The organism is Poseidonocella pacifica (assembly GCF_900111875.1).
Lineage (GTDB): Bacteria > Pseudomonadota > Alphaproteobacteria > Rhodobacterales > Rhodobacteraceae > Poseidonocella > Poseidonocella pacifica.
The window spans coordinates 190,348-217,045 of sequence record NZ_FOJU01000001.1; the positions used below are offsets into that span (position 1 = coordinate 190,348).

The window sequence follows — 26,698 nt, forward strand, 5'->3', positions numbered from 1 at the left end:
CTCCCGCCTGCATCAGTAGTTGGATTTCATCTGAACGCAGGTTTCGGTCTCGGTGTTGTACATGCCGCAACCGAGGTCTTTCCAATCGGACTTCAGGACCGCCGATTCCGGCAGGAAGTCCGTCCAGGCGTCGCCGGGAACTTCTTCTGTCTGGCTGAGGATGTCGAATTGGCCGTCTTCGGTGATTTCGCCGATGAGGACGGGCTTCGCGAGGTGGTGATTGGTGCCCATGATAGCAGTGCCGCCCGTGAGGTTCGGATATTCCTGCCCCCACATCGCTTCGCGAACGGCGTCGACATCGGTGGTTCCGGCCTGCTCGACGGCATTCACCCACATGTTGAAGCCGATGAAGTGCGCTTCCATCGGATCGTTGGTCACGCGCGCTTCGTCGCCGATGAAGGCGTGCCAGCTTTCGATAAACTCTTCGTTTGCATCGGTGTCGGCCGACATGAAGTAGTTCCACGCCGCGAGGTGACCGACGAGGTTGGTCGTATCAAGCCCCGAAAGTTCTTCTTCACCCACGGAGAAGGCTACGACGGGGATATCTTCGGCGGAAACGCCTGCCGCCGCCAATTCCTTGTAGAACCCGACATTGGCATCGCCGTTGATCGTCGAGATTACGCCAACCTTCTTGCCATCCGCCCCGAGGGCAACGACGTCGGCCACAATCTTGGACCAATCGGAATGTCCGAAGGGCGTGTAGTTGACGAAGATGTCCTCTTCGGCAATCCCCTTGTCCTTCAGGTAGCTTTCCAGAATGTTGTTCGTGGTGCGCGGATAGACGTAGTCGGTCCCGAGAAGTGCGAACTTCTCGACGCCAAGCTCTTCGAGGAAGTAATCCGTTGCCGGGATAGCCTGCTGGTTCGGCGCGGCGCCGGTGTAGAATACGTTGCGGGAGCTTTCCTCACCCTCGTACTGGACGGGGTAGAAAAGCAGGCCGTTGAGCTCTTCGATCACGGGCAGCACCGATTTCCGGCTCACACTTGTCCAGTTGCCGAACATGACGTCGACTTCGTGCACACTCAGCAGTTCGCGTGCCTTTTCAGCGAAGAGGGGCCAGTCCGACGCGGGGTCAACCACCACGGCTTCGAGTTCACACCCGAGAACGCCGCCCTTTTCGTTTTGCGCTTCCACGAGCATCAGCATCGTGTCCTTCAGCGTCGTTTCCGAAATCGCCATGGTCCCGGAAAGCGAATGCAGCACGCCCACCTTGATCGGGCAATCCTGCGCCATCGCTTGTCCCCCGGCGACCAGCGCAGCCAGTGCGGCGCCGATCTTGAGATACCCTGTTGTCGTCATTTTTATCATTCCCGTCAGTTGCGCCCCGCAAAGGGTCGGGTGCATCCATTCCGGTCATCCCGGCCCCGATGCTACGCTCTCCCCCGGCACGCATGTTGCACCAGCGCGGTGCGGACCCTGTCCCCAGGCAGCGCCCCGCAAATTGCGGTCCCCGTGCGGCGTCGCGTGGGGTCCGGAGGCGACTATTCTCTGAGTTGCTCGTACCAGAAAGCGATGGGGGGTAACGGTCTGGGGTTTGGGTGGAGTGTGCTTAAAAAATATACTCGGCGCGGGTGCCTGCCTATAATGTGACCTTCCGTGGAAGTCTGAGTCGTCTGAACGGGTCACGGTTTGCCGAAAACTTCTGCACGAGAGGGAGCCTCGGACCTCGCGTGTGATTGGAGCAATGAGCGTTGTGCCGTAGCAATCGGAGGGTCGAACCCCATCGAGCATGAGCTGTGGGAGCTCGCCGAGACATTGCTGCGAGGCCCCTTCGTACCACCAGCGAGGCGTTACGAGAGGGCCGCCACCAGATGGCCCGCGCCGATATCGCGCAGCGCGAGTTGCGCGGGGGGATCGCCAAGAGGCCGGATCGGTGAAGGTTGCGCGCCCGCAGGTCGGATATGGGGCCGCCCCTTGCGCGCGGGGTCCGGAATAGGGACCGCATCGAGCAAGCGTTGGGTATAGGGATGGCGGGGATCGCCAAATACCTGATCGCGGGTTCCCATCTCGACAATCTGTCCAAGGTACATGACGGCAAGGCGGTCGACGATATTCTCCACCACGGCCATGTCGTGGCTGATGAAAAGGTAGGAAACCCCCATCTCCTCGCGCAACTCCTCCAGAAGTGCGAGAACCCGCGCCTGAACCGACACATCAAGCGCCGAGACGCTTTCGTCGCAGATAATCAGCTTCGGCTTGAGCGCGAGGGCCCGCGCGACGCAGATCCGCTGGCGTTGCCCGCCGGAAAACTCATGCGGATAACGGGACATCTGATGGGGGGTGAGCCCAACGCGGTCAAAAAGTTCCGCTGCGCGCGCGTGCCGCTCGGCGGCGGTGCCGACCCCGTGGATCAGCAGCGGTTCGGCCACGGCTTCGCCCACGGTCATGCGCGGATCGAGTGCGGCCATGGGATCCTGAAAGACCATCTGTATGTCGCGGCAGATTTGCTTGCGCCCCTGCGCGGTGAGCGAAGACAACTGCTGTCCCGAAACTTCGATATGTCCGTCATGCCGGACGAGGCCGGCAAGCGCCTTTGCTATGGTCGACTTGCCGCAGCCGCTTTCGCCCACAAGACCGAAGATCTCTCCGGGGCGAATATCGAAGCTGACGCCTTCGACCGCGTGTACGCGATGTGTCGGTCGACCAAGAAAATTTGCCCCGAGATCGAAGTGGACTTTGGCATTCACGAGGCGTGCAACAGGAACTTGCGCCGCGGGAGGTTGAGGCGCGCCGCGTTTGGCTCCGGCGCCGAGGCGGGGCACTGCCGCAAGCAGATCGCGTGTATAGCTCTTTGCGGGCCGCGCGAAAACATCCAGGACTTTGCCGGACTCCACCATACGCCCGGATTTCATCACGACCACCCGATCGGCACATTCGGCGACGACGCCCATGTCGTGGGTAATGAGGATAATCGCGGTGCCGGTCTCCTGCTGCAGGTCACGGAGAAGGTCGAGCACCTCCCGCTGTACAGTCACGTCAAGCGCGGTGGTCGGCTCGTCAGCGATGAGAAGGGCGGGCCGCATCGCGAGGGCCATGGCGATCATCACGCGCTGGCGCATCCCGCCGGAAAGTTCATGGGGATATTGCTTCAGGCGCCGCTCAGGCTCTGGGATGCGGACACGGGCGAGTGCTTCGATGGCTTTGGCGCGGGCATCGCGGCGGGATATGGTTTCATGCGCCAGTATCGCTTCGGACAGTTGGGCGCCGATGGTGTGCACCGGATTGAGCGAAGTCATCGGCTCCTGGAAGATCATGGCCACCTTCGCCCCGCGCAGGGGGCGCATCTGAGCTTCGGGGAGGGCGGGCAGGTCGATCCCCTCAAGATCCGCATGGCCTGAAGTCACGGCGACGTTGTTGGGTAGCAGCCCCATGAGGGCGAGTGACGTGATGGATTTGCCCGAGCCGCTTTCCCCCGCGATGGCGAGCGTTTCGCCAGCATGGAGATCAAAGCTCAGGTCCGAAACGAGCGGACGGACGGTGCCCCGATCACGCACGGAGACGGTCAGGTCGCGGACACAGAGCAGCGGGGTGGCCGCCCCCGAAAGGGGGGCGGCGATGGGTTTTGCGCCGACGATCATTCGAAGACCGACCGAGGAAAGTAGAAGGAGACGACCCAGTTGGGCGCATCCACGATCTCGGAGATCCGCAGATCGCCGCAGGTGGACACAAGCATATAGGCGTCGACCGCTGACATGCCCTGTTGCGCACAGAGCAGATCGACCATGCCCGCCACCGCGTCGCGCGCGCCTGACATGAGATCGGGGCCAACGCCCGTGGTGACCTCATAGCCCTTGGTGTCGAGATGGCGCGTGACGGGGCCCGGCGTGGTGAAGCGCGGCATCTTGAGGTTTGCGCCCTTCACAAGATCAAGGGTCAGGGTCACGTCCATCGGGCTTTCGATCGCCGTGCCACAGACTTCGCCGTCACCCTGCGCCGCATGAGTGTCACCTACGGAGAAGAGCGCCCCGGCTACCTCGACAGGCAGATAAAGCTCAGTCCCGGTTGAGATGTCGCGGATATCGAGATTGCCCCCCGTCCGCCGTGGCGGAACGATGGAGTGCAGCCCCGGTTCGGCCTGTGCAACGCCGATCGTGCCGGTGAAGGGCTTGAGCGGCACCTTGCCCGTCGTGCCCCAGAGAGCGGGGTCCATGGTCTTGGCGTCATATTTCCAGATGGTCAGCGCCGGATCGGTGAACTGGTCAGCGAGTAGGCCAAAGCCCGGAATATTCGCCGTCCAGCCCCAGGCGCTGCCCTCTTGCTCTCGGGGGGCGAACCCCTCAAGCGTGATCTTGAGTGCATCCCCCGGCTCCGCCCCGTCAATGAAGATCGGGCCGGAGACGGGGTTGATCTTGCCGAAGTCGAGCGCCTCGACATCGGAGACGTTGCTCGACGGGCCAAGCTGGCCCGCCGAAGAATCCATGCAGTTGAAAAGGATCGTGCTCCCCGGCGCCACGGTTTCGATCGGAGCAATGGAATTGTCCCAGCCGAAATGGTGCTGGGCGCCGTGGATCGTATAGTCGCAGTGCTTGCACATGGAATTACTCGGTCACAAAGACATAGTCATAGTTCACTGGGATGGAGACCGGATCGACATAAAGCGCGTCTTCCCCGCCCATGCGTTCGGACTTCATTGTGTAGCGCTGTTCGTTGAAGACCGGGACCCACGGCGCCTGTTCCATCACCTTCTGATAGACCTCCGACCACATCTCGAGCCGTTCCGGAGCGGACGGGTCGGTGAAGCTGTCGGCTTCGGTTGCCATGGTGTCGATGCTCTCGTCGCAGAACTTGGACCAGTTCCAGCCGCCTTCGCCTGCACCGGCACAGCCAAGGATGGGGCCGTAGAAGTTGGATGCGTCGGGGAAGTCCGCGATCCAGGCCATGCCGCCGGACCAGATCATCGGGGCCTGGCCCGCGCCGCCGGCTTCGATCACGTTGGCTTGGGCAAGGCTGCGGATCTCCACGTCGACACCGATCGCCTTGAGGTCCTGCTGGATCGCTTGGGCAATACGCGGGTTCGGATCGGTGTTCATCACGTAAAGCTCGGTGGTGAACCCATCCTCAAGACCCGCCTCGGCAAGCTTGGCCTTGGCACCGTCCACGTCGAAGGCGTAGCCTTCGTAACCCTCGGTATAGCCGGGCATTGAGGGCGGGAGCGGTTGGGTCGCGGGCACAGCGCGGCCGTTGATGATCTGGGTGATGCGCTCCTTGTTGATCGCCATGTTGATGGCCTCGCGCACCGGCAACTGATCCAGTGGTTCCATGCCAACGTTCAGGGTGATGTAGCCGGTGTGCAACTGCCCACCCTCGACCACGCGGCTCGCCTGTGCGGGATCGCCCATGACTTCCTGGAACTTCGCGGGGGGGATGCCGTCGCCGGGTACGTCCACCTCACCCTGTTGCAGCCGCAGAAGGGCGACGATCGGTTCTTGCCCGACCTCGAAGGTCACGCCATCAAGATAAGGCACGCCGTCGCGCCAGTAGTCGGCGTTCTTTTCGAAGACGAGGCGCTGACCGATGGTCCATTCCCCAAGCTTGAAGGCGCCCGTGCCAACTGGATGCTTGCCGAAGTCGGTGCCCCATTCCTCAATCGCTTCCTTCGGCACGACAGAGGCAAAGTTGAGCGCGGCAACGTGCAGGAACGTCGCGTCGGGGCGCGACAGGGTGATCTTTACGGTGAGCGGGTCGATGACTTCCACGCCAGAAAGACTGTCGGCCTCGCCGCTTGAGATTTCGTCGAACCCGGCGATGGAGGCGAAGAAGCCCGCGCCCGGCGATTGGGTTTCAGGGTTGGTCACGCGGTCGAGGGAGTATTTCACGTCCTCGGCGGTCATCTCGCGGCCGTTGTGGAAGGTCACGCCGGAGCGCAGCTTGAAGGTAAAGACAGTACCGTCCTCGCTGACATCATAGCTTTCGGCAAGGCCGGGGCGCAGCTCGGTCGTGCCGGGGACATAATCCATCAGCCCGTCGAAAAGCGACTTGATCATCGACCAGTTCTGCCAGTCGTAGCCGATGGCAGGATCGAGCGTGGCCACGTCGTCCTTGTAGGTGACGGTGATCATCCCGCCGGGCGTGGCGTTGGGATCGGGAGTATAGCCTTGGGCAAAGCTCGGAAGCGCAGTGGCTGCGAGCATGGCGGTGGAGAGGAGCAGTTTTTTCATTTTTGAGGTCCCTGTTGGTGGTTGGTAATTGCTTCACCGCAGCTTGATGCGCGGGTCGATAAACGGTGTGACGAGGTCGGCAATCAGGTTGCCGAGCACGATTGCTGCGGCGGAAACCATCGTGACGCCCATGATGATGGGGATGTCGACGCGTTGGATCGCCTGCCATGCCAATTGCCCGATGCCGGGCCAGCCAAAGACGCTTTCCACCACGACGATCCCGCCCATGAAGATGCCGATATCGATGCCGATCATGGCGATGATCGGCAGAATCGCATTGGGAAGCGCATGGCGCAGAAGAACGCGGCGGCGGCTCAATCCCTTGGCGCGGGCGGTGCGGATATAATCCTGGCGCAGCACGTCAATCATGGAGGAGCGCATCATGCGGCTGTACCAGCCCGAGCCCATGATCCCCAGCGTGAGAGCGGGCAGCACAAGATGCGCGAATGTGCCGTAGCCGCCAATTGGAAACCAGCCGAGCCGTACCGCGAAGAGGTAGAGCAAGAGCAGGCCCACGACGAACTGCGGCGCCGAGACGGCCACGAAACTGGTCACCATCAGGCCTTGATCGAGCGGGCGTCCGCGATAGATCGCGGCGACAATCCCGAAGGTCAGGCCAATCAGCAACTCGCAAGCGATGCCCCCCGCCATCAGCAGGAGAGACGCGGGAAGGCGCGCGGCGATAAGAGAGGAAACCTCTGTTTTTTGTAGATAGCTGCGGCCCATATCGCCTTGTACGAGGCCGGTGAGATATCTCCCGTACTGCACGAGCATCGGCTGATCCAAGCCAAGTTGCTCGCGAATGTTCTCGACCGTTTGGGCGGTGGCCGAGCGGCCCGCGATCTGGCGCACAGGATCGGCGGGCAGCACATAGAGCAGCAGGAAGGTGATGAAGCTCACCCCCAACAGGATCAGCGCCGATTGAACAAGCCGCCGGAACAGATAACCAGCCATCAGTCAGCCCCCCGCTGTGTCGGGTCGAGCACATCGCGCAGTGCATCGCCCACCAGGTTGAACGCCAGTGCAAGCAGCAGGATCGCGGCACCGGGGATAAAGACCAGCCAGGGCGCGGCCTGAAAATATGTCTGGTTCTCGAAGATGATGTTGCCCCAGCTTGGGGTCGGGGGCTGCACGCCCACCCCGAGGAAGCTGAGCGTCGCCTCCAGCAGAACAGTGACGGAGATGCCCAGCGTGCCCCAGACAATCAGGGTCGGCACGAGATGCGGCAGGATATGCCGGAAAAGGATGCGCGTGCGGGAGGCACCGAGGGTCTTTTCGGCGGCGATGAATTCACGCTCCGCTAGCGACGTGGTTTCGGTATAGACCACGCGGGCCGTCTGAACCCAGTTCACCAGCGCAATGACCATGGCGACGATCCAGAGCGAGGGCTGGAAGATTGCGGCGAGGCAGATCGCGAGCAGCAGTGCCGGGAATGCCATCATCAGGTCGGTGAAACGCATGAGCACCGCGCCGAACCAGCCGCGGATGAACCCGGCGAGCACGCCGACCAGCGTGCCGATCACCAGCGCCACGCCATTGGCGACGACCCCGATGATCAGGGACGTTCGCGCGCCGTAGAGTATCCGGCTGAACAGATCGCGCCCCAGAAGGTCGGTGCCCATCAGGAAATCGCCGCCCGGCGGCATGGGTTCACCGAACAGCGTCAGCCCTTCGAAGAGTTGCTCGTCTGGAGGAAACGGCGCGATCAGAGGGGCGAAAACGGCACCTCCCACCACGAGAAAGATAATCGCGAGGCCGAACAGCGCGAGCTTGCGGCGCAAGAGCCTTCGCAACGGGCCTGCGTGCGGTATTGCGGTCGCTTCAACCATTGTCGGTCTCCTCGCCGGGGGCGGGGGCCACGATCCGTTCGGCAGCCTCTTCGAAGCTCACGCGCCATGCCATGGCCAGCCCGCGTAGCTGGGCATATGCCTCGTCCTCGGACTTTCCACGTGTGGCGAGCATGGCAACGGCGCGCACGACCGTCTGACGTTGACCAAGTCGCCGTCGGAGCGCCTCGATCTCACAAGCCAGTTCGGCGCGCGCATCGAATGTCGCGCGGGCGATCAAGAGGGCTGAGTAAGCGCCTCCATCCCCGACGGGTTTGAGGATCTGGGCATCGGCCCCGAAATTCATGAGCCATTCGATCCGGCCTGGAGCTTCGGAACCTACGAGCGCGATCATCGGCATCGGGGCCTCCCCCGGAGCCCAGGGAAACTGATCCTCATGGGCGGTATCCACGTCAATGAAGAGATAGTCGGCGGCGCGCGCGGACGGCGGCAACTCTGGCCAGTGGCAATCTACGTCCAACCCGATTGCCTCCAACTGGCGGGTGAGCGCGCTTACGGTCGGGTGCGGCCGATGCAGGATTGCGGCCCGCGCCCCGCCAAGGTCAGGTATGCGAAGCTTCCGTCTCATTTGACGACCCGAAGTGGCGCCGGGACGGCGATGTCGCGTGTCAGATAGGGGTCGCCATCGCGCGGGGGCGCACTCCGCAAAAGGTGGAAAGCCCCTTGCCGAACCTGTGCGATCGCGACGGGCAGGCGGCTGTGGTGGGTCCGCGCGCTCAACCCCATCTGCGCAGCTTCCGGCCGTGACAGCAGCAGTGATAACGGGAGCTTTTCACCACCGGGGTTGCCCGAGAGAAGATGCGCCAGCATCATCACGGAGGCATGGGCGGCGGCCTCAAGTGAGGAGATGAAATCATCCCGTCCGAAGTTTCCGGGCATCGGTTGCGGCAACCCGCGGAACCAAGGACCGGCAGAAATCAACCCCTCGGCAGGAGCGCCAATCGCGGGCAGTTCGCATTCCGTGAGATTGCACGACAGAACGGGGCAGTTGGCCGCGCCAAAGAAGGGATCGCGATGGCGCAATTCAGCCATGGCGGCAAGGAACGCATATTGCGAAGGACCAATAAGCTGGTTCAAAACGAAATCGGGCTTGAGGTCGGCAATCTCCTCGACGATCCGGCCCACTTCGGTTGACCCGAGGGGCAGGTAGCGCTCCCCAAGCACAGAGCCGCCTCCGCGAAGCACGATCTCCCGGGCAAGGCGGTTCATTTCCCAGCCCCAGATATAGTTTGACCCCGTCAGATAACCGCGCATCCCGTACTGCGAGAAGGTGTATTCCATGAGGGGGAGCAAATGCTGATTGGGGCAGCCGTGGGTATAGACGATGCGGTCGGAGGCTTCGAAACCCTCATAGGGGGTCGGATACCACAAGGCGCCGTCCATACGCTCCAATGCGGGAATGACTTCCTTCCGGCTCCAAGAGGTGGTGCAACCGACCACATGGCGCACATCTTCATCCCGCAGAATTTCCTCGCACAGGGGAGCGTAGGCATCGACGTTCCCACCCGGATCACGTTCGATCGGGTCAAAGGCCACATCCAGAGTCGGATCCCCATTGACCTGCGCGATCCCTTTCAATGCGCCAGCACGGCTGGCCTCGCCGAGCAGCGAGTAGGTGCCGGACCGTGAAAATAGGATGCCAAGGCCGATTTTGCGCTTCAAAGCGGTCTCCCAGAACGAAAAAACCCCGCAGATCCCTACCTCCCCAAATGGGGCGCTGCGGGATCGCGGGGCGTGAATGCCAACTATGTTCGTATGTCAGGCTTTTCCGGGCGAGGGCCCACTGTCAACCTCCCGCATGGGATTTCTCAGGTCCGTTTGCGTGCAGGCTCGACAGCTGCACATATTTTGGGCTTCGTTCTGCGAGAGGTTGTGTGGGGTCGACCAGCGGTCTTCCATAGGGGGCCTGAAGGGCGCTCCCATTGAGAAGGGTTCCGTCGCGCGTCTCAGGAAACGGGATCGGCCTCGGACATTTCCCGCGCCTGCGCAGGGGTCATCCCGGTCCAGCCGTGAAACGCGCGATAAAATGAGTTTGGATCTCGATAGGCGAGGAGATAGCTGGTCTCCTCCGCGCTGAGCTGCTTTTCCCTCAAGTAGGTCAGGGCTAGTGATGCGCGGGTTTGCTCAAGGATCGCTTGGAACGACGTGCCGGTTTCCTTGAGTTTGCGTTGCAGGCTCCGTTTGCTCAGGCCCAATCGCTCGGCAACCCTATCGGTTGAGATCTGGCCCGAGGGCAGCAGTTCGGTCACGCAGCGTTGCACGCGCTGAACGATGCCGCCCTCCTGTTCCAGACAGGACAATCGGCTGAGCAACTCTCGTTCGATCAGAGCGTAAAATTCCGTATCGGCGGAGATAAGTTTGCGCTGCGCATCGTGTGCGGAGAAGGACAGCATGGTTCGCCCGCCCGCGCGGATGGGTACGCCGACAAATGCCTCATAAGCCTCGCTGACCCGAGAAAGCTCCGGAAGCTCAACCGCCAGAGGCACAATGCGATGGGCAGTAAAGGTCCGGACGAATTCCAGAAAGAAGATGATCTCGGTCGCGGCCATGATGTCAGGCACAGGCGCAGGTCCTTCGGGATGAAAGACGACGTCGAGCCTGCTCTCTTGCTCGGTGATCTCCAGACGGATGGGTGCAACAAGTGGTTTGAAAAGCGCAAGCCTTTGCAGGCCCGTCTGAACATCCGGACTGCTGGAGAAGGCGAGCAAGGCCGGTTGGAACGGACCCCGCGCTGCGCCTTGTCCAAGTCGAAGCGGCAGGTCTGCATCGCCGTATTCTGCCTCGAACGCTTCCCATAGGGCAAAGTAGGTTTGAGCATCGACGCCTTTGCCCTCGTTCTCAAAAAAATCTGCGGACCGGCCGATCCTCGCGAGGACACGCCCAGGGGAGACATCGAGCAGGGTGCAAATCTGAAGCCAGACGGCGGCGACGGGAAAGTGGCTTGAAGCTGACATAAGTGTGATCGTTCCGAGGGAGCGCGAATGGGCCGGACTTTGCACTGCGTAGCGGGCCGGTCACGTGCATTGGCTTGCGTGGCGCAATTTGCTGAATAATTGGCGCGAATTGCAAGTTTTTTATTGGAGGCATGCGGCGTATTCTGGGCGGGAATTGCGGCCACAGGCCGGCAGCCGATGGAGATACTCTGATGACACGCGAGTTGAAGATCAACGGAAAGACCATGGTGGTCGAAGCCGAAGAGGGCACTCCCCTGCTTTGGGTGATCCGTGATGAGTTGAAGATGACAGGGACCAAGTTCGGTTGCGGCGTCGCTGCTTGCGGGGCCTGCACTGTTCATGTGGACGGCCAGCCGATGCGTTCGTGCCAAACCTATGTCGAAGACGTCGAGGGGGCTGAGATCACAACCATCGAAGCCATGTCGGGCGACCGCGTGGGTGCCGCAATCCAGCAGGCATGGACGGAGCTTGATGTGGTGCAGTGCGGCTATTGCCAGTCGGGACAGATCATGTCCGCGGCAGGTTTGCTCGCAGAGAACCCCAAACCCTCCGCCGATGAAATCGACGCCTACATGTGGGGCAACGCCTGCCGCTGTGCCACCTATCAACGTATTCGCGCGGGCGTGCAGCGCGCCGCCGAAATTCTGGAGGGTTGATCGTATGACCATGACCACATCCCGCCGCGGGTTTCTTCAGAGTGCTGCTGCGGGGGCCGCCGTATTGCTCGTAGGTGTTCGCGCCGATGGTGTTCTCGCCGCCGGAACGGACACGGCGCAGGACCTCAACCCCTTCGTTCGCATCAGCGCGGACGGCCGCGTGACCGCAATCGTCAAGCATTTCGAGATGGGGCAGGGGCCGACCACCGGGCTCACCACGCTGATCGCCGAAGAGCTTGGCGTCACGATGGAGCAGATCGACTATGCGTTCGCTCCGTCCAACCCCCAAGTCTACAACAACCTGCTTTTCGGACCGTTTCAGGGCACTGGCGGCTCGACCGCCATGGCTAACAGTTATGAGCAGTACCGCAAGGCGGGGGCCGCCGCGCGGGAAATGCTGATCGCAGCAGCCGCGCAGGAGTGGGGCGCCGAGGCAGCGGAACTTGATATCGTGGATGGCCAGATTGCCGGTGCGGGGCAAAGCGCACCGCTTTCCGATTTCGTGACTCGCGCCTCCGCGATGACAGCCCCTACGGAGCCGCGCCTTCGCCAACCCGAAGAGTGGCGTCTCATCGGCAAGGAGGGCGCCGTTCGCCGGAAGGATACCCCGTCGAAGATCGATGGCTCAGGTCTCTTTGCGATGGATATCCAACTCGACAACCAGCTCGTGGTTGTAATCTCTCATGCGCCGCGCATGGGTGCCAAGGTTGCCGGTTTTGACGCGAGCGGTGCCGAAGGCATGCGCGGTTTCGTCATGGCAAAGGCGTTGCCAGATGCGTCTGGGGTTGCGGTCTATGCTGAGAGCACATGGGCCGCGATCAGCGCCCGCGATATGATCAGTGTCGATTGGGACATGAGCAATGCCGAAAACCGGTCTTCGGATCAGATCCGGGAGGAGTTGCTTGCCGGGGTAAACGGTGAGAGCACCTATCAGAATTGGGGGGATCAGGCCGCTACCGCCGCCAATGTGGACGGCGCAGCCAAAGTGATCGACAAGACGTTCTATTTCCCCCTGCTGGCCCATGCCCCGATGGAGCCGCTCACCTGTACCATAGAGCCGAGGGAAGATGGGGGCGCGATCCTGCATGACGGGGCCCAGTTCCCAACCTTCGGGCATATGACCCTATCGCAGGTACTGGACCTGCCGATGGAAAAGGTGGAGGTCCGCACGGTTCTGGCGGGTGGGTCTTTCGGTCGGCGCGCCAATCCGACTGCAGACTATAACCTCGAATGCGCCATGGCCTTTGCGATGACGGATCGCACCCGCCCGGTGAAGCTGGTCTGGACTCGCGAGGACGACGTTCGCGGCGGATACTACCGGCCCGCTTTTGCCCACCGCGTCCGGGTCGGGCTGACCGAAGAGGGCAAAATCCTCGGCTGGGATCATCGCATTGCGGGTCAGTCGATCATGAAGGGCACTTCGATGGAGCAGATGTCCGTAAAAGACGGGGTGGATCATTCCTCTGTCGAAGGTGTGGCGGACCGCCCCTATGCGATCCCCGGTATGGCCGTTGGGCTAACCGATCATGAAAAGGCGACCTCTGTGCTTTGGTGGCGTTCGGTCGGGCACACGCACACGGCTTATGTCATGGAAAGCATGATGGACCTTATCTCAGAGGAGACGGGAGTGGATCCCGTGGCTCTGCGCCTGTCGCTGCTGCCGGGTGAAACCCCGGCGCAGACCCGGATGGCGGGCGTGCTGCGCCGCGTGGCGGACATGACCGATTGGGATGCGGGGGCACCCGAGGGGCGTGCGCGGGGGCTGGCTGTCCACCATTCGTTCGGCTCCTTCGTGGCGGAGGTCGTGGAGATTTCCGGCGGAGAGGCGGAGCCGGTCAAGATCGAGAAGGTCTTTGCCGCCGTGGACTGCGGAGTGCCTGTCAATCCCGATGTGATCCGCGCCCAGATCGAAGGCGGAATCGGCTATGGGCTGGGCCATGCCATGCGCAACGAAATCACTCTGACAGAGGGCGAGCCGGACCAGTACAACTTCCCGGACTATGAGCCGCTGCGGATCTCCGATATCGGCGGGATCGAGGTCGCAGTCTTCCCTTCAATGGAGGCACCGACCGGCGTTGGCGAGCCGGGCACTCCGCCGTCCGCTCCCGCACTGGCGAATGCGATTGCGCGGGCCGGGGGCGAGCGTGTGACTGAACTACCCATGTTGACGCAGGTTGATTTCGTCTAAAAAAGGTCGCGCCGCTTTTGCCATAAGAGATGAAGGCGGCGCTATTTGACGCGGAGCGCTTCGATGGCGCCTGCCATGTCTTCGGCAAGCGCTTCGATCTCATCTTGCGGGCTCCCGAGATGTAACTCGAACCGCAGGGCGGAAACATAGGCCTGAAACAAATGCGCCAAACGCGAGGTATCGACGTCTGTCGCGATCTCGCCCTGCTCCTGCGCAGCGTCGAAAGCCGCAGAGATTTCGGAGCGCATCGCAGAAAAATATGCCTTAGACTGCTCCGCGATCGCGGGCTCCGTGTTGCGTGTCTCAACGAATGATTTGACGATCATGCACGCTTGTCGCGTGCCGTCTTCGGGTGACAGCAAAGCATAGGCACGAAGGTGATCTGCCAGCCCCTGAAGCGGGGAGGACGCCTCCGAAATCTGGGCGCGAAACTGCTCGCGGAACGTCTCGAAATAGCGTTCAAGCGCGAGCAGATAGAACGCTTCCTTGCTCTGGAAAGCGGCATAGATACTGCCCGGCTTCATCGCAAGCGTGCCTTCGAGGTCCTTGATGGAGGTCGCGTGATACCCTTTGCACCAAAAAAGTGACATCGCCGAATCCAACGTCTTGGCGCGATCGTATGGGGCGGCACGCGCCATGCCTCAGGCGTCTTTCTCGGTCAGTTGACGCAGGATGCTTGCGTAGGTGTCGCTGCCTTGCGCGCCGGTCACGAGATGCTGGCCGGCAAATACGATGGCGGGCACGCCGCGCACGCCCTGCTGCAGCCAGAAGTGCTCATGCTCCCGCACCACATCCGCAAAGCGCCCGTCGGCAAGCACCGCTTGAGCCTCGTTGCGATCCAGCCCGGTCTCGGCGGCGATGTCCAACAGCACCTCTGTGTTAGAGAGATCGCGGTTGTTGGTGAAATGTGCCGTGAAAAGAGCGAGTTCGAGATCGTGTTTCCGCCCTTGTTCGCCCGCCCAGTGCAAAAGTTGATGCGCGGCAAAGCTGTTGTGCATGCGCATATCCCCGGAAAACCGGAAGTCGATCCCAAGATCTGTGCCGAGAGTGGTCATCTGGGCGCGGTTCTGTGCGGATTGCTCTGGTGTTGCTCCGTATTTCTCGGCGATGTGCTCGCGCATGTTCTGGCCTTCGGGCGCCATCTCTGGGTTTAGCTCAAACGGGTGCCAGTGGATTTCATGGGCGACACCCTCGGAGTCGAGCGCGCGTTCGAGTTGCCGGAAGCCAATGATGCACCACGGGCACATTACATCCGAGATGATATCAATGCGAAGCGGCGTCTGAGTCATCTGTGGTCCTTTCTCGGCCTTGGTACGGCAGATATCGTGTTACCGGAGCCTAGATCAACCTGAGGCCCGGTTGGAGTGGGTGCGGCCCCCATTGGGGGACCGCAATCATGGGTCACGCTGCTTTGTCGGCCGGAGACCATGCAAACTTCTGGAACACCTTGTCCACCGGCGTTTCTGCCACGTGGTTGGTATAGTTCGACATGACTTTCTGGCTGTAGCCGAGGATCACTTCGAGGATGTTGCGTTTGGTAAACCCTGCGTCGAGGAACGTGTCGACATCTGCCTCCGACAGGTTGCCATGCTGCCGCACGAGCTTGAGCGTAAAGGACCGCAACGCCTCGAGCCGTTCATTCGGCAGCGCGGTTCCCTCGCGCAGTGCGTCGGTGATCGCATCATCCACATTCATGCTTTTCGCGATCCCAGTATGGGCCGGGACGCAGTAGTGGCAGGCGTTTTCCACGTTTACCGTTTGCCAAACGACGGTCTTCTCATCCGCATCGAAGCTCGAATTCAGGAAGAGCTCATGCACACGTTGGTAGGCTTCAAGAAGCTCGGGCGACTCGGCCATCACGGCATGCAGGCCTGGAACAAAGCCGAATGCTGATTTGGACGTTTCGAGAAGCGGCTTGGCGGCATCGGGTGCAGTGTCTTCGGTGTGTAGAGTAAAGTCCGTCATGGGATCTCCTTGTGAGTGGCAAGTCGTTTGGTCACTCGGCCATCGCGGCTAAGCATGAGGGGGAGATAGGTACTTTGAGCGATCACTCAATGGGGACGTTTGAGTGAACACTCAAACGTGAGGCGCGCGTTAGGCTGTCCGGGTACTTTCGTGAGGGGAAACCCGAAGGAGCGGAGGCTGCTGGAACGGCCGTGTTGACCCGCGAGCGCCGCGCAGAAGATCATGGCTTATGATTCGACGTATTAGCCCTTTGATCCTCGTCGCCGCGTTTGGGCTCCTTTTGGGTGGTTGCGCGGTGGTGGACTACGACAATGTCCCGCGCGGAAATTTCGAAGGGGAAGCAGTCGTTGTCTGGGTCGGTCCGGGCCAAGATTCCAATGTCGGGGATGGCAGGTTTCTCTACGTTCCCGTCGAAGGAAACGAATTGGTTTTCTGGCGATCGGGTGCTGATGGAAAGACCCGTGAGATCCGGCCAGAGGCCTTCTATACCGATGGCGGATCCGTGCCGCGGTCCGTGCAGTCTCTGCGGGGCTTCAACGCATGGGGCTATGGCCCCGCATATGTGATCCACGACTGGATTTTTCGCGCACGCAAATGCTTGAACGACGAAGCGATTGCCGCAAACCTCATCACGGATGAAATGCGCAAGATAAATGGGATGAGCTTTCGCGAGAGCGCGATCATCATGGCAGAGACGATCCGTACCTTGGTTGACGATTATGAGATTGACGGCGGGCATGAGCTATCCGGACCGATCATATCCAACGTCACCGCCGGGCCGCTGACCCACGCATATTGGACTGCAAAAGGCACCTGCGCGAGTGAGGATCTGACCGCAAGCCACCGCGCGGTCGTCGAAGAGCTTCAGGGCCGGCGCTCTGCCCTTCGTACCCGCTCCCCGCTTGACGCGGCAAAGGGTGCCGAGTTGATGCAGGCCGGCAGCGCGGCTTATCGGGTCATTGGAACCTTCAGCTTCGAGTGACGTCGCCAAGGGCCGGGGTCGGCAAGCGCGCGCCCTCGATGTCCGGCGGTGCGAAGAACGCCCGAGGCGCGACTCAGCGAACAGGCGGATTACCGGGAGAGTCTAGGACGCGGACGTTTCCTGCATCACCAGAAGGATCGTCGCGGGAAGCGTGGTGTCATTTCGCAATTCACGTCCCTCACCCGGCGCGATCAGGCAGGAATCGCGGGGGGAGAGTACTGCCTCGTCACTACCGTTGCTGATGGTGACCAGTCCTTCGACCACGAAATAGAGCTTCTCCTGATCAGAGGCCTTCAGGGAGGTACGCCCCCCCGGAAGCAGGTGCGACAACGCCATCCACATGGATTTAGCGCCGGTGGCCTCTTTTCCCTGAAGCCGCAAGCAGGCCATCCCGAAGTGTCCGGGCGCGTCGTACGGCTGCGCCTCTGTGATACGTGTGATCTCCATTTCAGGGCCTCAGAATGACGCGGTCGCTCGTAGAGCGCAGCACCGAGGCATAGGCCGTCGCTGCATCCTCAAGCCCATAGATCGCGGCCGGGTTGATCGGAAACGGTTTGAGCAATCCGGTTTCGAATTTCGGCTTGAGCTTGTCGAAGATCTTGGCCCCGTAGACGCTGTCGAGCGCCAAGGTGTCGATGCCGATGAATTTGTGACGCCCGCGAAAGAAGGTGAAGATGTCAAAATCCACAGGTCGCTCGAAGGTGGAAATGAGGATCTGTCGCGCTTGCTTGGCCATCACGGCGTTGCCCAATTCGAAGTAGGGGCTACCGACGGTATTGAACACGATGTCGACTCCGTGGCCGCCCGTCTTCTCCCGGATCAGCGCCGCGACGTCCTGCGAAGACTGGTCGAACATCTCGACCTCGCCGCTGGCATGGCCCAAAAAGGTCGACGGCTTGTAATCAACGCAGAAGACGCGTGCGCGGGCCAATGTCGCAAGCTGCACCGCTGCTTGGCCGACTTTGCCGTTGGGGCCGCAGATCAGAACATTGTCCCAAGGCTGCACCCCGCCCGCCTCGCGAAACCCTTCGAACGCGGTGATGAAGGGCACCCCGATTGAGCCAGCTTCCTCGAAGCTGAAGTTTTCGGGTTTGGCGCGGACTGCCGCTTGCGGCAATACCATCCAGCGTGCGTGACTTCCGTTTTGCGTAATACCCAACTCACCGCCGCCGCCCCAGACTTCGGTTCCTATCAGCGAGGCGGGTCCTTCGCGCACAATGCCGCCGAAATCCCGCCCCGGTGTACGCGGCCAGACCGCGTGAGGCATATGGCCAAGCGACGCCTTTACGTCGGAGGGATTGACCCCTGCGGCGACGATTTCGACAAGGACCTGACCGGGACCGACGACCGGTTTCGGCGCGTCGTGCAAGATGATCTTGAGGTTGTCGAGGTCGGGAGATTTCTCATCGACGCGAAGCGCCGGACCAGAGTTGAGCGAAGTCTGCACATCCATTCGTGTGTCTCCTGTATTGTTCTAAGCTGCGAGGCCGAGCAGGGCGCGGGCCTCGTCCGGGGAAGCGGGACGGGCTCCGAGCTTCACGATCAGATCGCAAGCGCGTTCGGTCAGCTCGCCGTTGCCCGCGGTCAGCTTGCCCTTGGCGATGTAACTTGTGTCTTCCATGCCTATGCGGACGTGTCCGCCCAGAAGCCAAGACTGCACCAGCATGGGAAAGGCCATTCGGCCGATCCCGAAGCCCGTCCAGGTGCTTCCCTGCGGCAGCATCCGCGCCGCTACGGAAAGTGCGTCCGCTGTGGCCGGGAGTCCGTATTTGACGCCGGTTACGATCGAGCACATCAAGGGACCGTCAAGCGATCCATCGCCAAGCATGTCACTGGCAAGCCCGATGTCTCCGGTATCGAAAAGCTCGATCTCTGGCTTCACGCCCGCGTCGCGGATGATCTCGGCCATGATCCGTGCGTTCCGCGGGGTGTTTATGACCACCTGGCCGCCGGAGTTCATGGTGTTGAGGTCCAACGTGCAAATATCGGGCTTGAGCGCAGTGATGTGCTCCACCCGCCGCTCCGGCGCCACCAACGTTGTGCCAGTGCCGGCGATGGCCGGATCGTCGTCAGACGGAACATAGCGCCCACCCGGTCCAGTCGTGAGGTTCAGGATCAGGCTGGAATTACTTGCTCTGATCAGATCAACGACCTCGCGATAGAGAGAGAGATCCATCGACGGGCGCGCGGTGACGGGGTCCCGCACGTGGATATGGGCGATTGCCGCCCCTGCGTCCGCGGCCTCAAGGCACGCGGTTGCGATCTCTTCGGGTGTCGCCGGGAGATCGGGATGGTTCTCGCGGGTGGCAAGGTTGCCTGTCACCGCGCAGGTTACAATGACGCGCGATTGCATCAGAGGGCCCTGCCTGCGTCTACCGCGATGCGGATACCGGTGCTGAGCGGCATGTGCGCCACGGCGGCATAAATCGTATCGGCCACATGCTCAGGGGTCGCTACCTTGCCCAACGGCGTCGCAGCGCCTGCCTTGGCTATCTGTTCTTCGGTGCGTCCCGGGACAAATCCGGTCGACACCATGCCGGGCGAAACCGAGAGAACGCGGATTTCGGGGGCAAGGGCAAGGCTGAGCGTGTGCGTCATGGAATCGAGCGCGGCCTTGGCGCCGCAATAGGCTACGGATGAGCCAAACCCCTTGTAGGCTGCAATCGAAGAGACGTTGATGATCACCCCGTCACCAGTGGCCTTCAGCAGGGGCGCAAAGGCCCGGATCGTCGCAAAGACACCGCGCCAGTTCGATGCGAAGACCTCATCAATGATCTCGTCCGACAGACCGACAAGATCCCCATGGGCAACGGGTGTGGTCGTCCCGGCGGCATTGACGAGGATATCTGCGTGGCCGATGCGCTCCGAAACGTCCCGCGCAAGGGCATCGATACTGGATGTGTCCATGACATCGACCTGATGCACACTGTGACCTTCGTCGGGCAGTTCGACCGCGAGTTTATCCGCCGCGTTTCGGTTGCTGCGATAGCCGATCACGATGCGGGCACCGTTCCTTGCAAGCACGTGGCATGTGGCTGCTCCGATGCCGCCCGATCCACCGATGACCACTGCGGTCTTTCCCTTGAGGCTATCAGTCATGGTGGTCCGCCTTCGCTTTGCCGGAGATCGGCGGGATCGGGAACGTCGGTGTTCCGGGTTTCAGGATGAAGTCGTAATCGCACGTGAAGAAGGGCAGTTCGGCGTCCGGATATTCGGGGTCTGGTTCCTTGCGCTCGACAAGATCCCCGCAAATCTGCCTCTTGGCCCCGAACACCACATCAGCCGCCATCATCTCTTCGGTGTCGGTGAAGATTTGTGTGATCAGCGTCTTGTGGCCGGGGGCCGAAACGATGAAGTGCACGTGTGCGGGCCGCATCGGATCGCGGTTCTGCGCAAGCAAAAGATCACCGGCTGGCCCGAAGGTCGGAACGGGATAGCCCGCAGGGCGGACCGAACGAATGAGGTACCGCCCGTCCGGTCCTGTGGTCTGAACCCCGCGCAGGTTATAGTCCGCCTGCTCAGGGTCCTGATTTTCGTAAAGTCCAGCGGGCGAAGCTTGCCAGATATCAAGCTTTGCACCCTCGATCGGAGAGCCGTCCACATCCACGACGCGCCCGCGCAGGAACAGCGTCGCCCCCGGCGTATCAGAGCGCGCTATTGTCCCGCCAAAGGCACAGACGGGGCTCTCCCCACGATAGAACGGCCCGAGAAGCGCCGACATCGTCTCACCCTGCATCCCGTCATTGTTGATCAGGTCGATCAGGGTGGAGATGCCAAAGACATCCGCCGCGAGAACCGTTTCATTGTGGGTTTCATCGGTGGTCTGGCCCAGCCGGGTGATCCAGCGAAGCCCGCTTTCAAACTCTTCCTCCGTGGGGCGCGTCTCGCGCACAAAGTCGTGCATGTGACGGACAAGGGAGGTCATCAATTCCTTCAGGCGCAGGTTGTCAGTATCCTGCATCGCGTTGAGGACCTTGGGTGTGACCTCCGCTTCCTTGGAGATGATGAGGTTGGAGAGTGCTTGATCTTTCTCATTTGTCATGGCGCACCTAGTTCGACAGTTCGTGCGCGGCTGACTTGCCTTGCGCGAGATGGGGGTATTTTTCCGTCAGCAGCGAACCGTGGTAGTAGGTCTTGCCGAATGGGGCGCTGGCCCGGATGGCTTCCAGCCAAGCGGAGATGGAGGGTTTGTCGGACCACATCTCGTCGAGGTTGATGTCGGCCATGCGAACCACGACGGGCATGATCGCGATATCGGCAAGCGTCATCTCGGGGCCCATGAGCCATGGCCCCCCGCTCGCGGCGATCCATTGGGCCATCCGATCAATGCCCCGGCGCAACCGCCCGTTCGCCTCGTCCATTTCCGATTGGGCAAACCCGGTCCGACCCATTTTCAAGAGGAACTCACGGCGAAGAGGTTTGCTGTCGGCAAGAGCCTGAAACGCCTCTTCGGTCATGCTTTGGAAGTGGGGCAGAAAGGCGAGGTTGTAGGACGGAACGCGTATTGCGGGCGTCGGGACTTCGTCGATGAACCGCATCATCGACCGCATCTTGGCGATCTCTGCGGGATCGGTCGGTCGAAGCGGTGCCACGTCGGGGCGGATGTCTTCGAGATACTCCATGATCACGGCGCTATCGATTACCGAAACACCATCATGGACAAGGGCGGGAACAACTCCGTTGGGATTGATCGCAAGGTATTCGGGTTTGAGTTGGTCGCCGCTGAAGAGGTCGAGCTTGTGCTCTTCGAATTCTGCGTTCTTCGCGTGAAGCGTAAAGCGAACGCGCTGCGAGCAGGTCGATTGCGGGGCGTTGTAGAGCGTGAAACCCATTTTTTCAGTCCCAGTTCAGGATGCGCGGAAGTTTGTGGTGCTTGGCGAGCGTGCCGACGATTCCTTGTGGAAAGAACAGCAGCACGATGACCATCAGCAGACCTGTCGCGAGAATATTGATCTCCGACGCGCCCAGGGTCGCCACGAAGAGTTCATTGAAGGCGATGATCATGATCGCCCCGATGACGGGCCCGGCGATGGTGCCCTTGCCGCCGAGAATGCACATCAGCACCATGTTCACGCTGACAAGAATGATCAGGAAGATGTTGGGGCGAATGTAGGTGAGATATTCTCCCCAGATCGCACCTGCCATTCCGACAAGCGCGCCCGAAATAGCAAAGGCGAGAACCTTGTAGGTACGTGTGTCGATGCCCGCGCTCTCTGCCTTGATCTCATCCTTGGAAATCGCGCGCAGCCCGAGGCCGAATTTTGAGTGTTTGATCTTGTAGGAGAGCCAGACGGAAAACGCGGCGAGTACCACGAACGCGTAGTAGTAGGGCAGTTTTGCCCACTCTACCGAAAGGTCATTCGCAGGAAGCGCAACGCCATTCGCCCCGCCCACAAACTTCCAGTGATCAAAGAGGATCCGTGCAATCATCACCAGCGCCAGGGATGAGATGATGAAGCTGGGACCCCGGGTTTTCAGCGTGACGCGCCCGATGAGGTAGCCCACCGCCGCGCAAAGCAGGCCGGCGAAGGGTGCCATGAGGATCGTCGAGATCCCGTAGCGGGCAAGGATCATACCCGCAAAATAACCCCCGATGGCAAAGAACACGTTGTGCCCGAGGCTGATGTACCCGGTGAACCCACCCAAGATATTCCAGCCCGAAGCCATCGTGACATAGCAGGCGGTGAAGAGCACGAGGTGCAGCACATAGTTGAAGTTTCCGATGACCTGCAGAGCCGGTAGCGCGAGCAGGAGCAGCAGAAGAGCGATAGGAAACCAGATCGCGCGCGCCTTGTCAGACTTTGCGGCCAGTTTTTCATTGTGTGCGCGGCGCGCCTCCAGAACTGAGGAGGCCGCATCGCCGGTGAGAGTTTCGGAAACGACGGACATCATGCAAGCTCCGGTTTTTCACCAAACAGCCCCTGAGGACGGATCAGCAAGATGAGGAAAAGCGCGAGGAAGAAGGTCATCGTTGACCAGGTCGCGCCGACATAGGCCCCGACGAAGGCGGCGACGACGCAGAGCATGAAAGACGCGATGACCGTGCCGAGGATGGAACCCATCCCCCCGAGAACGACCAGAGACATCAGCACCGCGACCCATTCCCAATGCTTGGCTGGAAAGAATGAGAAGACGAAGGAGACCAGTGATCCCGCAGCCCCGGCAAGCCCGATCCCGATAGCAAAGCTCATGATGCAGACGAGGTTCACGTTGACGCCCAGCAACTCTGCCGCCTCCCGGTTCTGCGTCGTTGCACGAATGGCGTTGCCGAAGCGGGAGTACTTCAGGAAGAGGGCCAGCGCGGAGATGATGAGCAACGAGACGATGCCGGCATAAAGTTGTCCCGTGGGGATGAAGATATTGCCGATAAAGATCGCGTCTGTGGCATAACTCGGGGACGTGACCCGCTGTGTATTGGTGAACATGCCGCCCAATGCGCCCTCGACGATCATGGCCGTCGCAAAGGTCAGCAGGACGGTCATCTCGGAGTATTTCGCGGACCGCGCCTCCCGCTCAAAGACCAGCTTGTAGAGCAGCACGCCAATCGCCGCGAGGATAATGGCCGCGACCGGCAACATCACAAGCGGATCGATCCCCCACAGTTTGAAGGCCCAGTAGGTTGCATAGGCGCCCGCAATGATCAGGGAGGGGTGCGCGAGGTTGACGATGCGCATGACGCCGAAAACGAGGCTCAGGCCCGATCCCATCAACGCAAAGACACCGCCCAGGGCGAGCCCCAGAATGAGTGTTTGAATGATCTGTTCCATGGTTGCTTCCCGGTCAGGCGGCTTTCTTGCCGCCGAGGTAAAGTTCCTGAATGCGCGGGTCGGCCATCACCTCTGCGGCGGGGCCTTCAAAGAGGGTACGCCCGAGGTCGAGCACGACTCCCCAATCGGCGTTCTTTAGCCCCATCAGCGCGTTCTGCTCGACCAGCAGGATCGTGATCCCTTCGGAGGCCATCACTTTCATGATGTCGAACATTTCTTGAACGATCTTCGGCGCGAGCCCGAGCGATGGCTCATCAAGCATGACGATATCGGGCTTGACGATGAGCGTTCGCGCCATTGCAAGCGTTTGCTGCTGGCCTCCGGACATCGTACCCGCATGTTGGTCGCGGCGTTCCCTGAGGATGGGAAAGCGCTCTTCAATCTCGTCGATAGCGCGTTCCAGCCCGCTTTTGTCGGCTAGCGAATAGCCCCCCATCCGCAAGTTCTCACGAACGGTCATTTTGGGAAACAGGGCCCGTTCCTGTGGGACGAAGCAGATCCCCTTGCGCAGAATCTGATCGGGTCGCAGTCCCTTGAGGCTTTCGCCCTTGAACTTCACATCGCCCTTGCGGATCTTGAGCATCCCGCAGATCGCCTTCAGCAGGGTCGATTTGCCAGCACCGTTTGGCCCGATGATGCAATGGACCTTTCCGGGTTGCACCGTCAGATGGGCCCCATCGAGAATGGCAGGCCCGTCGCCATAACCTGCTGTGAGGCTTGAGACATCGAGTAGCTCGGGCATCAGACTGCCTCCTCCAGAACACCGCCCAGATACGCGTCGAGGACAGCGGGGTTTTCACGAATTTCCGCGGGCGCGCCGTTGGCAATCACCCGGCCTTGGGCCATGACCACAATCCGGTGGCTGAGCCGCATGATCAGTTCCATGTTGTGTTCGACGATAAGTACTGTGAGCCCTTGATCGTTGAGCTTGCGGATATGTCCGACGATCTCTTCGAGCAGCGTCGGATTCACCCCACCCGCAGGCTCATCGAGCAGGATGATCTTTGGATCGCTCATGAGAAGCGCCGCCAGATCCATCAGCTTCTTTTGCCCATAAGAGAGATTGGAGCCGTCTTCGTAGGCAATTCTCGTAATTCCGAGGAAGTCGAGAATACCCATGGCCTTGTCGATTTCATCTGAACTCATCGCGGGTTTCATGAGATCACGCCAGCCGCCGATACGTGACTGACAGATCACGTTTTCCAGTACGGTCATATCAGCGAGGTTTCGGCTGATCTGGAACGTCCGGCTCAATCCGCGTTGCGTGATCTGATGGGGGCGAAGTTTGTCGATGCGCTCACCGTCCAGCCATACGGAACCCTTCGTGGGCATCGCGGTGCGGCTGATACAGTTGAAGGCAGTTGTCTTCCCGGCACCATTCGGCCCGATCAGTGCGGTGATCGAACCTCGTTCGACGCCGAAATTGCAATCGTCGACGGCCTTGATCCCACCGAAGTATTTGCACAACCCCTTGATCTCGAGCATTGGCCTGACCTTTCGTTAGTTGGGATTGGCCCCGGATTTGGTCTTCCCCAAACCGGGGCCGGTGTCAGATCAGAAGCTGCCTTTGGGGTAGCTCATCGCGCTTACGCCCTCGAATTCGTCCGTGGGGTAAATGAACTGGAGTTCTCCGTCATTCCACTGGGTCATGAGGAATGGCTTTTCGACAGGCAGGCCGCGATCATCCCAGGAAAAGCGCCCCAGAATTGTACGCACCGCGTCTTCCTTGGTGCGGGCGTCGAGCCAGTCTCCCATCGCGGCATTGTCGGTTGTTCCCGCGCCGACCATTGCCTGTTCGATACCCTGACAAACTGCGAAGGGAATTGCGCTGTCTTCATCAGGGGGGGACCCATAGGCGGCTTCATAGGCGCCTACGAAATCCTGATTTGAAAACTCCGAACCGGCAAGGAGCGATTGGAAAGGCGCATCCGAGTGCCACGAAGTGTGAACCAGTACACCCTGAGCCGAGTCTCCGGTCCCTTCTAGGTATTCGGCTTGCGTGCCTTGGCTGAAATAGACCATCTGCGGAGTCGCGCGAACGGTATCGAAGGCACGGGTCAGTTGTACCGCTTCCTCGGCCGAAGCTGTGAGCCCGATGATGAGATCCGGTTCGGTTTGGCGCACTTGGTTGGCAAGGTTGAGCCAGTCGTTGAAACCTTCTTCGGGCCAACGCTCCGAATAGACAACTTCAAGTCCCAGTTCAGCAAGGTAGCCGGGCGACAGGTCCGCGACCTCGCTGCCGTCCGCCGGGTCAGTGACGATTTCTCCCATCAGACCAGACCAGACGCCGTTTGCGAAAAAGTCATCTGCGGAAATGATCGCAACCGTTTTGGGAGCCTCTTCAGCCGGGACGAGGTCTCGGACCACACCCGCGAGGGAAGCCCCGACATATTCAGCGGCATTCGGCTGGAAATAAAAGATATTGTCGTGTCCCTGCTCGTAGATACGCAAGGCACCGCCAGCGGGAAGCGCATGCACCATCCCGTTGCGCGCAAGTATATTGGCCACAGGGAAGGACAGCCGGGAAGAGAAGGTTCCATATACGGCTTCGACGCCGTCGACGTTCAGGAACCGCTCATACTGGTTGATCGCAGTTGCCGGGTCGGAGCGGTTATCAGAAACGATCAACTCGACCTCACGGCCCAGTATACCGCCTCGTTCGTTGATGAGATCAACGCAAAGCTCGTATCCTTGTTGGTGCTTCTGTCCGGCGATCGAGAAGCTGCCGGTAAGGGGCAGGGATGCGCCGATCTTGATGGGGCCGTCCTGCGAGAACGCAGGTGCGCCGAGGCTCGCGACAATGGACGCAAGACCGAGGGCTAAATTGGTTTTCATATCTTTCCTCCTCATTGGCTTCATCGCGCAATCGTTTGCGCTTTGTTGGAAGTTCGGGCCTTTGGCCTCTCAACTCCTGCCCGCGTTTGTCGCGGATCTGTGAAACGTCTTTTCGTTCGGCGCGGGATCACCCGGACTTCGAGTATATGATGCGCCTGCGGTTTTCAGCGCGAGAACGGGTGCTCTACCTTACCCATGCGATCCCCGGCCAATTTATAGCCGTCGCGGACCGCCTGCGCGCGCCTAGTCAAAGGATCCCCCCTCTTCGAGATCGCATCAGACGTCCTCCAAACGTATTAATGCAATCGATTGCATTAACGGTAGACAGCGTTCTCCCCTACGTCAA

Annotated in this window: 26 protein-coding genes; 3 read left to right on the forward strand and 23 right to left on the reverse strand. The window is 60.7% G+C overall.

Annotated elements, in window-relative coordinates; translation table 11 throughout:
- Positions 1–12 precede the first annotated feature (12 nt).
- The 9 genes from urtA to BM234_RS00950 all read right to left on the reverse strand — a co-directional run bounded on the left by urtA (position 13) and on the right by BM234_RS00950 (position 10,959).
- Positions 13–1,299, reverse strand: a complete 1,287-nt coding sequence (urtA, locus tag BM234_RS00910) for an urea ABC transporter substrate-binding protein (RefSeq protein ID WP_092059734.1) — start codon at positions 1,297–1,299, stop codon at positions 13–15.
- Positions 1,300–1,790: 491 nt separating this feature from the next.
- Positions 1,791–3,578, reverse strand: coding sequence for an ABC transporter ATP-binding protein (locus BM234_RS00915; protein ID WP_092059736.1), 1,788 nt, complete (start codon positions 3,576–3,578; stop codon positions 1,791–1,793).
- Positions 3,575–4,534 (reverse strand): acetamidase/formamidase family protein, encoded by a 960-nt coding sequence (locus BM234_RS00920; protein WP_092059738.1) that lies wholly within the window; start codon positions 4,532–4,534, stop codon positions 3,575–3,577. The genes BM234_RS00915 and BM234_RS00920 overlap by 4 nt, the downstream gene beginning before the upstream one ends.
- A 4-nt stretch (positions 4,535–4,538) precedes the next feature.
- Positions 4,539–6,158 (reverse strand): ABC transporter substrate-binding protein, encoded by a 1,620-nt coding sequence (locus tag BM234_RS00925; RefSeq protein ID WP_092059740.1) that lies wholly within the window; start codon positions 6,156–6,158, stop codon positions 4,539–4,541.
- Positions 6,159–6,191: 33 nt separating this feature from the next.
- Positions 6,192–7,112, reverse strand: coding sequence for an ABC transporter permease (locus tag BM234_RS00930; protein ID WP_092059742.1), 921 nt, complete (start codon positions 7,110–7,112; stop codon positions 6,192–6,194).
- On the reverse strand, positions 7,112–7,987 hold the full coding sequence (locus BM234_RS00935) for an ABC transporter permease (RefSeq protein WP_092059744.1): 876 nt from the start codon (positions 7,985–7,987) through the stop codon (positions 7,112–7,114). Before BM234_RS00935 ends, BM234_RS00930 begins: the two co-directional genes overlap by 1 nt.
- Complete coding sequence (locus tag BM234_RS00940; RefSeq protein WP_092059746.1) at positions 7,980–8,573, reverse strand: ANTAR domain-containing response regulator; 594 nt, start codon at positions 8,571–8,573, stop codon at positions 7,980–7,982. The genes BM234_RS00935 and BM234_RS00940 overlap by 8 nt, the downstream gene beginning before the upstream one ends.
- On the reverse strand, positions 8,570–9,667 hold the full coding sequence (locus BM234_RS00945; RefSeq protein WP_092059748.1) for a transporter substrate-binding protein: 1,098 nt from the start codon (positions 9,665–9,667) through the stop codon (positions 8,570–8,572). Before BM234_RS00945 ends, BM234_RS00940 begins: the two co-directional genes overlap by 4 nt.
- Before the next feature lie 284 nt (positions 9,668–9,951).
- Positions 9,952–10,959, reverse strand: a complete 1,008-nt coding sequence (locus BM234_RS00950; protein WP_092059750.1) for an AraC family transcriptional regulator — start codon at positions 10,957–10,959, stop codon at positions 9,952–9,954.
- Positions 10,960–11,150: 191 nt separating this feature from the next.
- Here BM234_RS00950 and BM234_RS00955 point away from each other — a divergent pair, with 191 nt between their 5' ends.
- Together BM234_RS00955 and BM234_RS00960 are read left to right on the forward strand one after the other, a co-directional pair.
- A complete protein-coding gene (locus tag BM234_RS00955) occupies positions 11,151–11,615 on the forward strand; it encodes a (2Fe-2S)-binding protein (RefSeq protein ID WP_092059752.1) in 465 nt (154 codons plus the stop codon).
- A 4-nt stretch (positions 11,616–11,619) separates the two neighbouring features.
- Positions 11,620–13,803, forward strand: coding sequence for a xanthine dehydrogenase family protein molybdopterin-binding subunit (locus tag BM234_RS00960; RefSeq protein WP_092059754.1), 2,184 nt, complete (start codon positions 11,620–11,622; stop codon positions 13,801–13,803).
- A gap of 41 nt (positions 13,804–13,844) precedes the next feature.
- Here the strand turns inward: BM234_RS00960 and BM234_RS00965 are convergent, their stop codons facing one another.
- The 3 genes from BM234_RS00965 to BM234_RS00975 all read right to left on the reverse strand — a co-directional run bounded on the left by BM234_RS00965 (position 13,845) and on the right by BM234_RS00975 (position 15,768).
- Positions 13,845–14,393, reverse strand: a complete 549-nt coding sequence (locus tag BM234_RS00965) for a TetR/AcrR family transcriptional regulator (protein ID WP_245752421.1) — start codon at positions 14,391–14,393, stop codon at positions 13,845–13,847.
- 51 nt (positions 14,394–14,444) lie between these two features.
- A complete protein-coding gene (locus BM234_RS00970; protein ID WP_092059758.1) occupies positions 14,445–15,092 on the reverse strand; it encodes a DsbA family oxidoreductase in 648 nt (215 codons plus the stop codon).
- 112 nt (positions 15,093–15,204) lie between these two features.
- Positions 15,205–15,768: a carboxymuconolactone decarboxylase family protein gene (locus BM234_RS00975; protein ID WP_092059760.1), complete on the reverse strand. Its 564-nt coding sequence runs from the start codon at positions 15,766–15,768 to the stop codon at positions 15,205–15,207.
- Positions 15,769–15,997: 229 nt separating this feature from the next.
- Between BM234_RS00975 and BM234_RS00980 the strand changes: the two genes are divergently transcribed.
- Positions 15,998–16,750: a DUF1353 domain-containing protein gene (locus BM234_RS00980; RefSeq protein ID WP_092059762.1), complete on the forward strand. Its 753-nt coding sequence runs from the start codon at positions 15,998–16,000 to the stop codon at positions 16,748–16,750.
- A 102-nt stretch (positions 16,751–16,852) separates the two neighbouring features.
- On the opposite strand, the gene BM234_RS00985 is transcribed toward BM234_RS00980, so the two are convergent.
- The 11 genes from BM234_RS00985 to BM234_RS01035 form a co-directional block, all read right to left on the reverse strand.
- Positions 16,853–17,197, reverse strand: coding sequence for a cupin domain-containing protein (locus BM234_RS00985; RefSeq protein WP_092059764.1), 345 nt, complete (start codon positions 17,195–17,197; stop codon positions 16,853–16,855).
- A gap of 1 nt (position 17,198) precedes the next feature.
- The gene (locus tag BM234_RS00990; RefSeq protein WP_092059766.1) at positions 17,199–18,203 is read right to left on the reverse strand and encodes a quinone oxidoreductase family protein; all 1,005 of its coding nucleotides are present in this window, start codon (positions 18,201–18,203) and stop codon (positions 17,199–17,201) included.
- A gap of 21 nt (positions 18,204–18,224) precedes the next feature.
- The gene (locus BM234_RS00995) at positions 18,225–19,103 is read right to left on the reverse strand and encodes a beta-keto acid cleavage family enzyme (RefSeq protein WP_092059768.1); all 879 of its coding nucleotides are present in this window, start codon (positions 19,101–19,103) and stop codon (positions 18,225–18,227) included.
- On the reverse strand, positions 19,103–19,849 hold the full coding sequence (locus BM234_RS01000) for an SDR family NAD(P)-dependent oxidoreductase (RefSeq protein WP_092059770.1): 747 nt from the start codon (positions 19,847–19,849) through the stop codon (positions 19,103–19,105). Before BM234_RS01000 ends, BM234_RS00995 begins: the two co-directional genes overlap by 1 nt.
- Positions 19,842–20,792, reverse strand: a complete 951-nt coding sequence (locus BM234_RS01005) for a dioxygenase family protein (RefSeq protein WP_092059772.1) — start codon at positions 20,790–20,792, stop codon at positions 19,842–19,844. The genes BM234_RS01000 and BM234_RS01005 overlap by 8 nt, the downstream gene beginning before the upstream one ends.
- A 7-nt stretch (positions 20,793–20,799) precedes the next feature.
- Positions 20,800–21,582, reverse strand: coding sequence for a glutathione S-transferase family protein (locus tag BM234_RS01010; protein WP_092059774.1), 783 nt, complete (start codon positions 21,580–21,582; stop codon positions 20,800–20,802).
- A gap of 4 nt (positions 21,583–21,586) precedes the next feature.
- Positions 21,587–22,642 carry a branched-chain amino acid ABC transporter permease gene (locus BM234_RS01015; protein ID WP_245752423.1) on the reverse strand — a complete coding sequence of 352 codons (1,056 nt, stop codon included), beginning with the start codon at positions 22,640–22,642 and terminating at the stop codon, positions 21,587–21,589.
- Positions 22,639–23,517 (reverse strand): branched-chain amino acid ABC transporter permease, encoded by an 879-nt coding sequence (locus BM234_RS01020; protein ID WP_092059778.1) that lies wholly within the window; start codon positions 23,515–23,517, stop codon positions 22,639–22,641. The genes BM234_RS01015 and BM234_RS01020 overlap by 4 nt, the downstream gene beginning before the upstream one ends.
- Before the next feature lie 13 nt (positions 23,518–23,530).
- The gene (locus BM234_RS01025; protein WP_092059780.1) at positions 23,531–24,259 is read right to left on the reverse strand and encodes an ABC transporter ATP-binding protein; all 729 of its coding nucleotides are present in this window, start codon (positions 24,257–24,259) and stop codon (positions 23,531–23,533) included.
- Entirely contained in the window at positions 24,259–25,002 is a 744-nt protein-coding gene (locus tag BM234_RS01030; protein ID WP_092059782.1) for an ABC transporter ATP-binding protein, read from the reverse strand. The genes BM234_RS01025 and BM234_RS01030 overlap by 1 nt, the downstream gene beginning before the upstream one ends.
- A gap of 69 nt (positions 25,003–25,071) precedes the next feature.
- A complete protein-coding gene (locus tag BM234_RS01035; RefSeq protein ID WP_217645935.1) occupies positions 25,072–26,352 on the reverse strand; it encodes an amino acid ABC transporter substrate-binding protein in 1,281 nt (426 codons plus the stop codon).
- Positions 26,353–26,698: the final 346 nt, after the last annotated feature.